Origin of the sequence: Microbacterium sp. NPDC090007 (assembly GCF_044748345.1) — a bacterium.
Taxonomy (GTDB): Bacteria; Actinomycetota; Actinomycetes; order Actinomycetales; family Microbacteriaceae; genus Microbacterium.
Genome location: NZ_JBIVFV010000003.1, coordinates 270,319 through 284,398 on the forward strand (window position 1 = coordinate 270,319; position 14,080 = coordinate 284,398).

Below are 14,080 nucleotides of genomic sequence, written 5' to 3' on the forward strand. Positions count from 1 at the left end.
GCATCACCTCGTCCTCAGCCGTAGAAGAGCTTGTCGAAGACCCGACGCGAACGCCGGGTGGCGCCCAGGTAGTCCTCTTCGACCCGGGTCGCCGAGCGCGGCGGATACTCGAGGATGCGGCCGATCCCGTCGAGGCGCGCGCGGTCGACCGGAAGGACGTCGCTGGTCTGCCCCGACAGCAGCGTGTTGGCCGAACGCAGGCGGCTCGCGAGGTGCCAGGCGGCGGCGAGCTTGTCTGCGGCTTCTCTGTCGATCAGGCCGGCGTCGGCCGCGGCATCCAGAGCTCCGAGCGTCGACGTCGTGCGCATCCCCGGCACCGCCCGCGCGTGCTGGAGTTGCAGCAGTTGCACGAGCCATTCGACGTCGCTCAGCGAGCCGGGTCCGAGCTTGAGGTGCCGGGCGGGGTCGGCGCCCTGCGGCAGGCGTTCGTTCTCGACGCGGGCCTTGATGCGTCGGATCTCGCGAAGGCCGTTCTGATCGGCGGCGACGGGGTAGCGCACCTCGTCGGCGAGCTCGAGGAAGGCGCGGATGAGCTTGACGCTCCCGGCGACGCCGCGGGCGCGCAAGAGCGCCTGGGCCTCCCACGACAACGACCAGCGGCGGTAGTACTCGGCGTACGCGTCGAGGGAACGCGCGAGCGGTCCGCTGCGTCCCTCGGGGCGCAGCTCCGCGTCGAGATCGAGGGGCAGGCGATGATCCTCCGACTGCTCCCGCAGCCCGGCGACGAGCTTCAGCGCCAGCTGGCTCGCACGTTGCGGGTCGATTCCGTTGGCTCGGTAGACGTACATCACGTCGGCATCCGAACCGAAACCGATCTCGCGACCGCCGAAGCGGCCCATCGCGATGACCGCGAAGTCGAGGTCGTCGTCCTCCGGCGGCACGACGACACGGCGCACGGCCCGGAGGGTCGCCTGGATCGTGACCTCGGTGATCGTGGTGAGCGCGTCGGACAGCTCTTCGAGCGAGACGGTGCCGAGCACGGCCGCCATCGCCACGCGCAGCATCTCGCGGCGGCGTAGGGCCCGCACCGAGCGCATCGCGTCGTCGATGTTCTGCCAGCGGGTCTGGATCGCGCGCGCTTCGTCCTCGAGGGCTTTGCCGGAACGCGGACGCAGCAGGGCGTCGTCGTCGAGCCACGCGACGGACTCGGGGATCCACTCCATCAGCTCGCCGATGTAGCGCGACCCGGACAGCACCCGCGTCAGGCTTTCGGCCGCCCCGGCCGAATCGCGGAGCATCCTCAGGAACCACGGCGTATTGCCCAGTCGCTCGCTGATGCGCCGGAACACGAGCAGACCGTAATCCGGATCGACGCCGTCGGCGAACCACCGGATCATCACGGGCATGAGGTGCCGCTGGATGGAGGCCTTGCGGCTCAAGCCGCTGGTGAGGGCGGCGATGTGCCGCAGGGCTCCGGCCGGATCGCGGAAGCCGATCGCCGCCAGACGATCGCGCGCTTGCGCGGTCGACAGGGTGCGCTCGCTCTCGGGGAGAGCGGCCACCGCCGACAGCAGCGGACGGTAGAACAGGCGCACGTGGATGTCGCGGACCTCGCGCTTGATGCCCTCCCACACCGCCTGGACTCCGGATGCCGAGTCCGACAGCCGCGAGGCGCGGGCGAGCACCCGCAGGTCGTCGTCCTTCTCGGGGAGTAGGGCCGTACGGCGCAGCCCCCGCAGTTGGAGGCGGTGCTCGAGCAGGCGCAGCAGCCGGTAGTCGCGGCCGAAGGCCTCCGCCTCGGAGCGCCCGATGTACCCCTCGGCGACCAGCGCGTCGAGAGCCTCGAGGGTGCCCCGCTGCCGGATGCGCTCATCGCTCAGGCCGTGCACGAGCTGCAGCAGCTGCACGGTGAACTCGACATCGCGGATGCCGCCGGGACCGAGCTTGAGCTGACGGTTCACCTCGGACGCGGGGATGTGGTCGGTGACGCGCTCGCGCATGCGCTGCACGCCCTCGACGAAGTTCTCGCGCGCGGCGCTGTGCCAGACGAGCGGCTGGACCGCGGCGATGTACTCCGCCCCGAGCGTCGCGTCGCCGGCGATAGCGCGCGCCTTGAGCAGCGCCTGGAACTCCCAGCTCTTCGCCCACCGGTCGTAGTACTGCCGGTGCGAGGCGAGGCTGCGCACCAGCGCTCCCTGCTTGCCCTCGGGGCGGAGGTTGGGGTCGACCTCCCAGAGGGGCGGTTCGATCTCGGCCCCCGAGATGCCGCGCATCGTCTGCACCGCCAGGCGCGTGCCGATGTCGATGGCGCGGGCTTCGGACACGACGTCCTCGTCGGCCGAACCGCCCACGAAGATGACGTCGACGTCGCTGACGTAGTTCAGTTCCCGTGCGCCGGTCTTGCCCATCGCGATGACGGCGAAACGCGTCGCCTCCACCTGCTCGCGAGGGAACGTCCCCGGCCCCGGAGCGCTCACGCGCGAGCGCGCGACGCTCAACGAGGCCTCGAGGGCCGCTCCGGCCAGATCTGCGAGTGAGGCCGAGACGACGTCGATCGCCGCCGCCGGGTCGTCCTGCCCGAGGTCGTACGCGGCGATGCGGGCCAGCAGACGGCGGTAGCGTACACGCAGGGCGACCCAGGCGGCATCCGAGGAGTCCGTCGCGAAGCCCGCGTCGTCGCCGACGGAAGCGAGCAGTTCGGCTCGCATGGTCGGTTCGTCCGGCAGGGTCAGCCCGGCACCGGAGAGGTGGGCGAGCTCATCGGGATGCCGCAGGTAGAACTCGGCGAAGCCGTCGGACGCGCCGACGACATCCCACAGGGCCCGCCACGCGCCCGCGTCCGCCGCGGCCGTGCGCACGGCGGCGGGATCGCGACGCGCCACCTGGAGGATCGACAGCAACGCGCGATCGGGGTCGGCCACGCGCTGCGCGAGCTGCATGGCATCCGCCCGACCGACGCCGACCGACTCCTCCAGCTCACCGAGCAGGGTGTCTGCCTCGGTGAGCCGCGAGAAGCCGGTGCGGGCGAGGGCGGTCAGCGCGGTGGAGCGGTCGCCCGAGGTCATGGGGCGACCGTCAGAGTGCTTCGAGGTTGCTCGCGAGCTCGAACGGCGTCACCTGAGCGCGGTACTGCTGCCACTCGCGACGCTTGTTCAGCAGCACGTACTTGAAGACCGTCTCGCCCAGGGTCTCGGCGACGAGCTCGGATTCCTCGAGGTACTCGAGGGCGTGGTCGAGGCTCGCGGGCAGGGGCGCGTAGCCGAGCGCGCGACGTTCGGAATCGCTAAGCGACCAGACGTTGTCCTCGGCCTCGGCGGGGAGCTCGTACTCCTCTTCGATCCCCTTGAGGCCGGCCGCCAGCATGAGCGCGTACGACAGGTAGGGGTTGGCGGCGGAATCGAGGGCGCGGTACTCGACGCGGGTCGACTGCCCCTTGTTGGGCTTGTACAGCGGCACGCGCACCAGCGCGGAGCGATTGTTGTGCCCCCAGCAGATGAAGCTGGGCGCCTCATCGCCGCCCCACAGCCGCTTGTACGAGTTGACGAACTGGTTGGTCACCGCCGAGATCTCGTTCGCGTGGCGTAGGAGCCCCGCGATGAAGTGACGGCCCACCTTCGACAGCTGGTACTGCGCGCCCTCTTCGTAGAAGGCGTTCATGTCGCCCTCGAACAGCGACAGGTGCGTGTGCATGCCGCTGCCGGGCTGGCCGCTGATGGGCTTGGGCATGAAGGTGGCGTAGACGCCCTGCTCGATCGCGACCTCTTTGACCACCGTGCGGAAGGTCATGATGTTGTCGGCCGTCGTCAGCGCATCGGCGTAGCGCAGGTCGATCTCGTTCTGACCCGGACCGCCCTCGTGATGGCTGAACTCCACCGAGATGCCGAGGTCTTCGAGCATCCGCACCGAGCGGCGACGGAAGTCGTGCGCCGTACCGCCGGGAACGTTGTCGAAGTACCCCGCCGAGTCGACGGGCTGCGGACGGCCGTCGGCACCCAGCTGCGAGGACTTGAGCAGGTAGAACTCGATCTCGGGGTGCGTGTAGAACGTGAACCCGGCGTCGGCGGCCTTGGCGAGCGTGCGCTTGAGGACGTGACGCGGGTCGGCCACGGCGGGCTGCCCGTCAGGCGTGGTGATGTCGCAGAACATGCGCGCGGTCGGATCGATCTCGCCCCGCCAGGGCAGGATCTGGAAAGTCGTGGGGTCGGGGTGCGCCAACAGGTCGGACTCGTAGGACCGAGTGAGCCCCTCGATCGCCGATCCGTCGAAGCCCAGACCCTCGGTGAACGCCCCCTCGACCTCGGCCGGGGCGATCGCCACCGACTTCAGTGTGCCGACCACGTCGGTGAACCACAGGCGCACGAACTTGACGCCGCGCTCTTCGATCGTGCGCAGGACGAAATCGCGCTGTTTGTCCATCGTCATCCCTCGTTTCGGTGGGTCAGCGAGCCGAGCTCGAGCCCCAGTCGTCCTGTGCCTCTTCTTCTTCGGCCCACTGCTGTGCGCGCTTCTTCATCAGCTCGGGGGCGGCGGCCGCCTCTTCGGCGGTGTCGAAGGGGCCGGCCCGGTCGATCGCGGGCGATTCGAAGCCCTGCTCGACCTTGCCGGTCTCGAGGTTGTACCAGTACTTCTTGTCGTCGCTCACGATCGCTCCTCACCTGGGTCGTGCGTCTCGGCGCAGAACGCCGGTGCTCCCCCGATCCTACTGATGCCGACCGCGCGGCTGGATAGGCTGAGGAGTATGGCAACGAATGCGTCGCGTGCGGTCGGAGTGGACATCGGTGGAACCGGCATCAAGGCCGGAATCGTCGATCTGGATGCCGGAGAGCTCATCAGCGACCGCATCAAGGTGTCGACCCCCGCGGGGGCCGAGCCCGCCGATGTGCTGGCCGCCGTGAAGCAGGTGCTCGAGACGCTCGAGGCGCCGACGGACCTGCCCCTCGGCGTCGCCTTCCCCGCGATCGTTAAGGGCGGACGCACCCTGTCCGCCGCGAACGTGTCGAAGGCGTGGATCGGGTTCGAGGCCGAGAAGTTCTTCGAGCAGGGCCTGTCGCGCGACATCCACTTCGCCAACGACGCCGACGTCGCCGGCATCGCCGAGGTGCGCTACGGCGCCGCAAAGGGGGTCGACGGTCTCGTCATCCTCACCACGCTCGGAACGGGCATCGGCTCGGCCATGATCTACGACGGCGTGCTCGTGCCCAACAGCGAGCTGGGTCACCTGCAGCGCGCCGGGCACAAGAAGGATGCCGAGCACTTCGCCGCCTACTCCGCCCTCGAGCGCGAGGAGCTGTCGTGGGACAAATGGGCCAAGCGCCTGCAGTGGTACTACGACTATGTGGAGTTCCTCTTAAGCCCCGACCTGATCGTGGTCGGAGGTGGCGTGTCGAAGCACTCCGAGCACTTCCTGCCGCTGCTGAACCTGCGTGCGCCGATCGTCCCGGCCACGCACCGCAACAACGCGGGCATCATCGGCGCGGCCTCGCTCGCCGTGCCCGTTCCCGAGGCCCTGCCGGCGGTCAAGTAGTCCGAGCCGCCGTCACCCGGCATCCACCTGACGTACGCTGACGGCGTTGCGCCAGACCACGGGTGCCCAGTGCCCACCCTCGCAGGGCACTTCGAGCATGACGACGCGGTCGTTGCCGCCCGTCGCCCACGCGGGCTCGCGCGTGGCGGCGCGGTTGGGCCAGGTGACCCACGCCCACACCGCGCGCTTGTCGGGGTACCACTCGATCGGGCGCGATCCCCACGTCTCGGGCTGCAACGTGCAGGGGGCGATGGATGCCAGAACCCGCGCGACCATTTCGTCGCTGACTCTCGTCGACCCCATGCACCGGACCCCTTCCCCGGCCGAGTCCGAGTGTAGAACATATGTCCGACACCGGCAGGGGGGATGCACTCCCCGCCGTGAAAGCGACCCCCCTGGGCGCAGGGGGCGCACAGGAGGGTCTGCAGGGTATTCGGCGCGCGGTGGCGATCGGGTTGGACGGGTGCGTTGTGCGGCCAGAAATCGGGAGGCGACTTCACCCCAGCGGCGGCCCGATTTCACACCGGAGTTCGGTGCCGCGGCGGCCGCGGCTATGCCGTCAGGGCATCGTCAGCGTCTTCACTCCGTCGCCGTTTGCGGGGGTCGACAGCGCCTGCGTGTAATAGGCCTCTTCGAGCGGAATGCAGATTCCGATGAGGATCCATTCCGATTCCGTCTGCGCGAGATCGTCGTAGTCATTCCAGCGGTGATCGCCGCGTTTCTCGGGGAGCGGCACGTAGAGACGGAAGGAGCCCGCGTACGGATGCGCCGCCGTGAACTCGACCGTCACCCCGTTGGAATCCGGTGTCAGGCCGGTCAGGTGAAAGGCTCGCAGATACTGGCCGGGCCCGAAGCTGTCTCGGAGGGGCGTGAGGAAATCGAGTTGCGTCACCCGGCGACCTCCCGGACCCAGGCCGGGCAGACCGTTGGCCCTTCGCAGTACGCGGTGGGGCACTGGCCCAACAGCTCAGGGCATCTGGAGGGTCATCACGCCATCCTCGCCTCTGCGACCTGAAAGTGCTTGCGTCTCGTGAGCTTCGCGGAGCGGGACCGCGATTCCCCATCGGGTCCATTCGACGACGTCAGTAGCGAGATCATCATAGAGATCCCACAGTCTGTCGTGCGGGCGTAGGGGCAGCGGAACATGTAGGCGGAAACGTCCCGGAAAGAGCTCATGTGCCGTGAATTCGATCGTCACTCCGCCGCTCGCGAATGTCAGCCGGGTGAGCGAGAGTGACCTCAGCATGCCGCTTTCGAACTCCTGTGCGATGGGGCCAGCGAAGTCGAGTTCGGTCACCCGCCGACCTGCCTCACCCAGGTCGGGCAGACGGTCGGTCCTACACAGTAGGCCGAGATGACCCCTCGCGGTGCGCCGTCGTTCAGACGAGTGGGGTTCACGACGACTTTCACATCCATAGTTCGATCAATTCTGCAGGACGCCAGCCAGCAGGTGTACTGATTAGCAGGAGTGACGTAAATCAGACTTCCGTTCTCTAAATAGCGGTTGCGAGGGAACTTCGTCGTTTTCGGGAGCATCGCGAGACTGACGTTGTGTTTCTGCAGGTGCTGCCATCCCCAGGTCGCGGTGCCGTTGCGCACCGCGACCTTGATGTATTTGTTGTCCCACCACTGCGAGTAGATCGAGTACGCGGGATCCGCGGCCGTTTTGATTGGCAGCGAGGCTCGGCGGGCTATCGCAGGAAACGCAAACTCGCCGCCACTCTGTGCACCTGGTTCTTCCGGCTCGGCGCCGAGCAGCTCGTCCTGAATGTCCTGTCCGACCTCCTCGGCATTTTCGATGAGGTCGACAACAGGCACGGTGTCTCCTACCTCGGAATCGGCCAATCCCATGACTGTGACTGTGGTGGGGTCCTCCACGACCACGTCAGTGGGATTGAAGTCGGCGGCGTGACTCGGTGACGCGGCGACAGGGGACGTGGCAACGGCGACGGCGAGGGCGAGGGCTGCAGATACATTACGCGGAAACACTCCGAACCAATCCTTCCGCGAGCCCCGAGGGGGCTCGCATTAGCGAGAAGCTAGCGACGATCCCGAGCCCCTCTCCTGAGTGGTCTCAGCGGGTGAATCAAGCACCGGAAACGGGTATCAGGCCCCCGGGGACACCGAGCGGCGCGGCATCAGCGGCGGCCGCATATGGATCGGATAGGACGGGACGGCAGGTGAGCGAGACTTCGGCGCGGTCGGCCCAGTGGGCTCGTGATCGGAGGAGGCCAAGGGGGCGCGCCCGCGCCAGCGCGCTTGTCCGATAAACGGCCGAACGTTGGCTGGCGCAGCGGATGCCGCCCGGCCAGACGGCGCGCCGTGAGTCGCAAGGAGCCGCGAACTGCTGCATGAGGCGCGAATGGGCCGGCCTGTACGCCGGGTTCTGTCCGGGGGCCTGAGCCCCGTGGACGGTCATCTCTCTCGGCGACACGTTGCCGTGCCGCTCCAGCGGCCTACCCGGGGACTCGGCGAGCCGCGTCTGCATCCCCTGTCTGGCCTTGCTCCGGACGAGGTTTACCTGGCGGGTCGTGTCACCACGACCCCCGGTGGTCTCTTACACCACCCTTTCACCCTTACCCGCGCCGTGAAGCGCGGGCGGTCTGCTCTCTGTGGCACTGTCTCGCGGATTGCTCCGGGTGGGCGTTACCCACCGTCCTGCCCTGTGGAGCCCGGACGTTCCTCGGCACGGGCGAACCCGTGACGCGACCGTCCAGCCGACCCATTCGCGAGGTCGAGTCTACCGGCGCGGCGGGGGCGGACCCGACGGCTCAGGCCTTCTCGGCGGTCTCGCCGATGCGCAGGTCGAGCGGGAAGTCGATGGGGAACGTGCCGAACAGCAGGCGCCCCGCGGCGGTCGCGGCGTCGCGGACCGCCTCAGCGACGGCATCGGCGAGCTCGAGCGGGGTGTGCACGACGATCTCGTCGTGCAGGAAGAACGCCAGGTGGGGTCGCCGCGCGAACACCGGACCCGAGGCCGCGGCCGGGAGGGCGGCATCCGGAACCGAGAGACTCGCCAGGCGGGTGCGCAGGTCGGCCAGCCACGCCAGTGCCCACTCCGCGGCCGTGCCCTGCACGACGAAGTTGCGGGTGAAGCGCCCGCGGTCGCGGGCCGATCGCCTGGCGCGCGTCTCGTCGACCCCGGATGCCGCCGACTCGCTCGCCCGCGACTGCATCAGGCGCCAGGCCTCGCCCGCCGCCGGAGACGTGCGTCCGAGCCACGTGTGCACGACGCCGCCGTCCTCTCCGGTGCGCGCGGCCTCGTCGACCAGGGTCATCGCGCGGGGGAAGGTACGGCGCAGGCGCGGAAGGAGTCGGCCGCTCTCGCCGGTCGTGGCACCGTACATCGCGCCCAGCATCGCGAGCTTGGCCTCGGCGCGACTGCCGACCGCGCCGCGTTCGACGATGCCGGCGTAGAGGTCGCGGCCGGAGGCGGCCTCGGCGAGGGCGGTGTCCCGTGCCATCGCCGCGAGCACTCGCGGTTCGAGCTGCGCGACGTCGGCGGTCACGAGCGTCCAGCCGGGGTCGGCGTGGACGGCGGCGCGCAGCGCCCGGGGAATTTGCAGGGCTCCTCCCCCGGAGGACGCCCATCGTCCGGTGACCACTCCGGCGGGAACGTAGACCGGCCGGAACCGCTCGTCGTGCACCCACTCGTCGAGCCACGCCCAGCCGTTCGCGGTGTACAGGCGCATCAGCTTCTTGTACGCGATCAGGGGTGCGACGGCGGGGTGATCGTGCTCGGCCAGCTCCCATCGCGACGTCGACTGCACGAGCAATCCCGCGCGGTGCAGGGCGCGCAGGAGTTTCGGCTGCGAATCGAGCGACACGGACGCATCGCCGAGCGCGGCACGGACGGCCTCGGCCGCGGTTTCGATCCGCGCGGGCGGACCACCCGGGCGTCGCGCGCCCAGCTCTCGCTCGAGCAGCGCTTCGTGCGCGGCGCGGCTGTACGGGACGCCGGCCGCGTGCAACTCGGCGGCGATGAGCGCCCCCGCAGACTCCGCCGCACACAGCAGCCGCAGGGCGCCCGGCGTCGTGGAGTCCCGGATCGCCGCGAGCTGGCGGCCGTACTCGGCGGTGGCCGCGTCGAGCGCGTCCGGGATCCCGGATGCCGTCTCGCCCAGGTCGAAGAGCGTCTCGCCGCTCGAGGGGACGGACGGGGTGGCGTCCCACTCGACGTGGGCGCGCAGGCCGTGGTCGTCGGTCACAGCGAGGGCATCGCGCAGGATGCCGTGCACCAGCCGCAGATCCCAGGCTCGGGCGACGCGGACACCGGCGGCCAACAGCCGTGCGGCGATGGGGGCGGTGTCGGCCCAGACCCAGCGGACCTCGCCGGCCGCCTCGCGCGCGGCGACGGCCCGCGGCAGCCCCGCGGACGGGACCTCGACGGCATGCGTCGCTGCGCCCGCGGCATCTGTGTCGACGAGCGAGAACCGATCGCCGCTCGTGCGCCCGACGACGACCGCGTCAGTCGACACGGACGCCGGTGGGGGTCATCGAGATTCTTCGGTGCGGACCAGGATCGCGCCGCACTCGGGGCAGAACACGACCTCGTCGGTCTGGGCGCGGCGGACGGTCGCCAGGTCGCTGGGCGGCAGCACCATGCGGCAGGCCTCGCAGGCGCCGCCCCGCAGCAGCCCCGCACCGTTGCCGCGAGAGGAAAGGCGCTCGTACAGGCCGAGCAGGTCGGCGGGGACGGCCGCGGCGACGGCGTCGCGGTCGCGGCGGGCGCCCTCGAGACGCGTGCCGGCGTCGGCGACGGTGGTCTTGGCCTCGGCGCTCAGCTGTGCGCCCTGCGCGTTGGTGTCGGCGATGAGCGCCTGCTGCTCGGCGACGGCGGCATCCGCCGCCTCGAGGCGCTCCATGAGCGCGATCTCGAGGTCTTCGAGGTCGCCCTTGCGGCGCTTGAGAGACACGAGTTCGCTCTCGAAGCCCTGCGCCTGCTTGGGGTTGGACGAGGCCGCGAGACGCTCGGTGTCACGCGCGATGCGGGCGTCGACGACGGCCACGTCGGATTCGAGGCGGGCGATCTCGGCGGTGATGTCGTCGCGGGCGTTGGTGCGGGTGCTGAGTTCTTGGGAGAGCGTCGTCCGCTGCGCGAGCAGTTCGCGCACGCGCTCGGCCTGCGGCGGGTTCGCCGAGACCTTCTCGTCACGACGGATGCGGGCGTCGAGGTCGGCGAGGTCGAGCAGTCTGCGCTGGTCGGCGGGATCGGCATTCACGTCCCCCACGCTACCCCGGGCCCCCGACATCCCGGGCACGCGCGCTCGTCGATCGACGCGCACGAAGGGGACGAGTCACGGCGCTAGACTGACGGCATCCCGGGCCTTTAGCTCAGCTGGTAGAGCGCCACGTTTACACCGTGGATGTCGTCGGTTCGATCCCGGCAGGGCCCACCTCTCCTCGCGACCTCGAGATGCATTCCGCGTCCGTTGCCACCATGGAACGACCGAGCTGCCCACCCCCGCCCCCATCGACCTCGACACGTGCCCGCGGCGCCAGCGCTCCGCGCACGAGCCGCGCGCCTCGTCGTGCAACCCGGCTTTCGCCCGAACGCGCCGAGATCACGTGATCGCGGCCATCGCACCTGTTCTTGCGGGTGATCTCGCCCACGTCACGTGATCTGGGCCGGCTAGCGGCGGGCGGGGGGCGATCAGCACCGGCCACCGGTGCTCGGGGATCCCTCATCGGGTGTTCGGAGGTGGCAGGCGGCTCCTCGACGTCGAACCGACCGGGCGACGCGATCGACATCGCGGCATCCGCGCGCATCCGATGTCGTCGCGACTCGCTAGGCTGGACGATGGTTGATTGTGCGGAGCGAACAAGGGTTGCCGCACTCGTATGGCGATTCTCTGGCATGACCTGCCAGACGACGAAAGGTCTTCCGTGACTGTTCACGACCAGGATCCGTATTCGCAGGGGCCGCAGGACAGCGACCCGGAAGAGACCGGCGAGTGGCAGGAATCCCTCCGCCAGCTGGTTCAGGCGAAGGGTCCGGCTCGCGCTCGCGAGATCATGCTGAGCCTGCTCAAGGGCTCGAAGGAACTGCACCTCAACGTGCCGATGGTTCCGACCACCGACTACATCAACACCATCTCGCAGAAGAACGAGCCCGACTTCCCCGGTGACGAGGAGCTCGAGCGTCGTTACCGCAAGTGGATCCGCTGGAACGCCGCGGTCACCGTGCACCGCGCCCAGCGTCCCGGCATCGGCGTCGGCGGCCACATCTCGACGTACGCCTCGTCGGCGGCACTGTACGAGGTGGGCTTCAACCACTTCTTCCGCGGCCTCGACGACCCGTCCGGCGGAGACCAGATCTTCATCCAGGGCCACGCCTCGCCCGGCGCTTACGCCCGCGCCTTCCTCGAGGGTCGTCTCACCGAAGCGCAGCTCGACGGCTTCCGCCAAGAGAAGTCGGCCGCCCCCAACGGCATCCCTTCGTACCCCCACCCCCGTCTCATGCCGGAGTTCTGGCAGTTCCCGACGGTGTCGATGGGTCTCGGTCCGATCAACGCCATCTACCAGGCGATGTCCAACAAGTACCTCGCGAACCGCGGTATCAAGGACGTCGGCGATTCGCAGGTCTGGGCCTACCTGGGCGACGGCGAAATGGACGAGGTCGAGAGCCGTGGTCAGCTGCAGGTCGCGGCGAATGAGGGCCTCGACAACCTCAACTTCATCATCAACTGCAACCTCCAGCGCCTCGACGGTCCGGTTCGCGGCAACGGCAAGATCATCCAGGAGCTCGAGAGCTTCTTCCGCGGTGCCGGCTGGAACGTCATCAAGGTCGTCTGGGGTCGCGAGTGGGACGACCTGCTCGCCCGTGACACCGAGGGCGCGCTGCTCAACCTGATGAACACCACGCCCGACGGCGACTACCAGACGTACAAGGCCGAGAACGGCGCGTACGTCCGCGAGAACTTCTTCGGCCGCGACCCCCGCGCCCTCGAACTCGTCAAGGACTACACGGACGAGCAGGTCTGGGGCCTCAAGCGCGGTGGCCACGACTACCGCAAGGTGTTCGCGGCATTCAAGGCCGCCAAAGAGCACAAGGGCCAGCCGACCGTCATCCTGGCCAAGACGATCAAGGGCTACGGCCTCGGTCCCCACTTCGAGGGCCGCAACGCCACGCACCAGATGAAGAAGCTGACGCTGGACGACCTCAAGTCGTTCCGCGACGCGATGGACATCCCCGTCACCGACGCGCAGCTCGAGGACAACCCGTACCAGCCGCCGTACTACAACCCCGGCGAGCAGGACGAGACGATCAAGTACATGCTCGAGCGTCGCCGCGAGCTGGGCGGCTTCCTGCCCGAGCGTCGCACCACGCACGTGGGTCTCGAACTCCCCGGGGATGCCGCCTACGCGCTGCCCAAGAAGGGATCGGGCACGCAGGACGTCGCCACGACCATGGCGTTCGTCCGCCTGTTGAAGGACCTGCTGCGCGTCAAGGGCTTCGGCCACCGCATCGTGCCGATCATCCCCGACGAGGCGCGCACCTTCGGCATGGACGCGTACTTCCCGACGGCGAAGATCTACAACCCCAAGGGACAGCACTACACCTCGGTCGACCGCGAGCTGCTCCTGGCCTACAAAGAGAGCCCCGAAGGCCAGATCATCCACGTCGGCATCAACGAGGCGGGCGCCCTCGCGGCGTTCACCGCGGCGGGCACGGCCTACGCCACGCACGGCGAGCCGCTGATCCCGGTGTACGTCTTCTACTCGATGTTCGGCTTCCAGCGCACCGGTGACGCCCAGTGGGCCGCCGGCGACCAGATGGCGCGCGGTTTCATCATCGGCGCCACGGCCGGTCGCACCACGCTGACGGGCGAGGGCCTGCAGCACGCCGACGGCCACTCGCAGCTGCTCGCGTCGACCAACCCCGCGACCGTGTCGTACGACCCGGCCTACGGGTACGAGATCGCCCACATCGTCCGCTCCGGCATCGAGCGCATGTACGGCGGAGAGCACTCCGACCCCAACGTCATGTATTACATGACCGTCTACAACGAGCCCTACGTGCAGCCCGCGGAGCCCGAGGGAGTCGACGTGGACGGCATCGTCCGCGGCATCCACCACATCTCCACCGGTGAGGGCGACGGCCCCCGCACGCAGCTGCTCGCCTCGGGCGTCGGGGTGCCGTGGGCCCTCGAAGCCCAGCGTCTGCTCAAGGACGACTGGGGTGTGAAGGCCGACGTCTGGTCGGTCACGTCGTGGTCCGAGCTGCGTCGCGACGGCCTCGCCGCCGACGAGCACAACTTCCTGCACCCGGACGAGGAGCCCCGCGTGGCCTACCTCACCGACAAGCTCAAAGAGGCCGAGGGCCCCGTCGTGGCCGTCAGCGACTGGATGCACGCGGTGCAGGACCAGATTCGCCAGTGGGTCCCGCAGAACTACTGGACGCTCGGTGCCGACGGCTTCGGCTTCTCGGACACCCGCGCCGCGGCCCGTCGTTTCTTCAAGATCGACGGTCCCTCGCTCGCGGTGCGCGCCCTGCAGGCACTCGCCGCAGAGGGCAAGGTCGACCGCGCCGTCGTCGGCCAGGCCATCGAGAAGTACCGCCTGCACGACGTCAACGCCGGCACCAGCGGCAATGCGGGCGGCGAGGCCTGATCA

11 protein-coding genes, 1 tRNA gene and 1 other RNA gene are annotated in these 14,080 nt (G+C 69.2%); 3 read left to right on the forward strand and 10 right to left on the reverse strand.

All coding sequences use genetic code 11. From position 1 onward, the window contains the following. Positions 1 to 14: 14 nt before the first annotated feature. From ACIPVB_RS12505 to ACIPVB_RS12515, 3 genes are read right to left on the reverse strand one after another with little or no spacing between them, the layout of a single operon-like run. Positions 15 to 3,005, reverse strand: a complete 2,991-nt coding sequence (locus tag ACIPVB_RS12505) for a bifunctional [glutamine synthetase] adenylyltransferase/[glutamine synthetase]-adenylyl-L-tyrosine phosphorylase (protein WP_400369313.1) — start codon at positions 3,003 to 3,005, stop codon at positions 15 to 17. A gap of 10 nt (positions 3,006 to 3,015) precedes the next feature. Next, a complete protein-coding gene (gene glnA / locus ACIPVB_RS12510) occupies positions 3,016 to 4,356 on the reverse strand; it encodes a type I glutamate--ammonia ligase (protein ID WP_108320108.1) in 1,341 nt (446 codons plus the stop codon). A gap of 22 nt (positions 4,357 to 4,378) precedes the next feature. Next, complete coding sequence (locus tag ACIPVB_RS12515; protein ID WP_400369315.1) at positions 4,379 to 4,582, reverse strand: SPOR domain-containing protein; 204 nt, start codon at positions 4,580 to 4,582, stop codon at positions 4,379 to 4,381. A 96-nt stretch (positions 4,583 to 4,678) separates the two neighbouring features. Here ACIPVB_RS12515 and ppgK point away from each other — a divergent pair, with 96 nt between their 5' ends. Beyond that, on the forward strand, positions 4,679 to 5,464 hold the full coding sequence (ppgK, locus tag ACIPVB_RS12520) for a polyphosphate--glucose phosphotransferase (RefSeq protein ID WP_400369316.1): 786 nt from the start codon (positions 4,679 to 4,681) through the stop codon (positions 5,462 to 5,464). A gap of 12 nt (positions 5,465 to 5,476) precedes the next feature. Here ppgK and ACIPVB_RS12525 read toward each other — a convergent pair whose 3' ends face one another. The 7 genes from ACIPVB_RS12525 to ACIPVB_RS12555 form a co-directional block, all read right to left on the reverse strand. Beyond that, entirely contained in the window at positions 5,477 to 5,767 is a 291-nt protein-coding gene (locus ACIPVB_RS12525) for a hypothetical protein (RefSeq protein WP_400369317.1), read from the reverse strand. 256 nt (positions 5,768 to 6,023) lie between these two features. Next, entirely contained in the window at positions 6,024 to 6,356 is a 333-nt protein-coding gene (locus tag ACIPVB_RS12530; RefSeq protein ID WP_400369318.1) for a hypothetical protein, read from the reverse strand. A gap of 75 nt (positions 6,357 to 6,431) precedes the next feature. Next, complete coding sequence (locus ACIPVB_RS12535) at positions 6,432 to 6,761, reverse strand: hypothetical protein (protein ID WP_400369319.1); 330 nt, start codon at positions 6,759 to 6,761, stop codon at positions 6,432 to 6,434. Continuing rightward, positions 6,758 to 7,315 carry a hypothetical protein gene (locus ACIPVB_RS12540; RefSeq protein WP_400369320.1) on the reverse strand — a complete coding sequence of 186 codons (558 nt, stop codon included), beginning with the start codon at positions 7,313 to 7,315 and terminating at the stop codon, positions 6,758 to 6,760. Before ACIPVB_RS12540 ends, ACIPVB_RS12535 begins: the two co-directional genes overlap by 4 nt. 508 nt (positions 7,316 to 7,823) lie before the next feature. Beyond that, an RNA gene (rnpB, locus tag ACIPVB_RS12545) (RNase P RNA component class A) lies at positions 7,824 to 8,189 on the reverse strand. Between the two features lie 46 nt (positions 8,190 to 8,235). Next, positions 8,236 to 9,942, reverse strand: a complete 1,707-nt coding sequence (locus ACIPVB_RS12550) for a bifunctional 3'-5' exonuclease/DNA polymerase (RefSeq protein WP_400369322.1) — start codon at positions 9,940 to 9,942, stop codon at positions 8,236 to 8,238. Positions 9,943 to 9,957: 15 nt separating this feature from the next. Then, positions 9,958 to 10,686: a zinc ribbon domain-containing protein gene (locus ACIPVB_RS12555; protein ID WP_400369323.1), complete on the reverse strand. Its 729-nt coding sequence runs from the start codon at positions 10,684 to 10,686 to the stop codon at positions 9,958 to 9,960. Between the two features lie 101 nt (positions 10,687 to 10,787). On the opposite strand from ACIPVB_RS12555, the gene ACIPVB_RS12560 reads away from it, so the two are divergent. Both ACIPVB_RS12560 and aceE read left to right on the forward strand, forming a co-directional pair. Next, positions 10,788 to 10,860 (forward strand) — tRNA-Val (locus tag ACIPVB_RS12560). Between the two features lie 490 nt (positions 10,861 to 11,350). Beyond that, positions 11,351 to 14,077 (forward strand): pyruvate dehydrogenase (acetyl-transferring), homodimeric type, encoded by a 2,727-nt coding sequence (gene aceE / locus ACIPVB_RS12565; RefSeq protein WP_400369324.1) that lies wholly within the window; start codon positions 11,351 to 11,353, stop codon positions 14,075 to 14,077. The last annotated feature ends 3 nt before the right edge of the window (positions 14,078 to 14,080 follow it).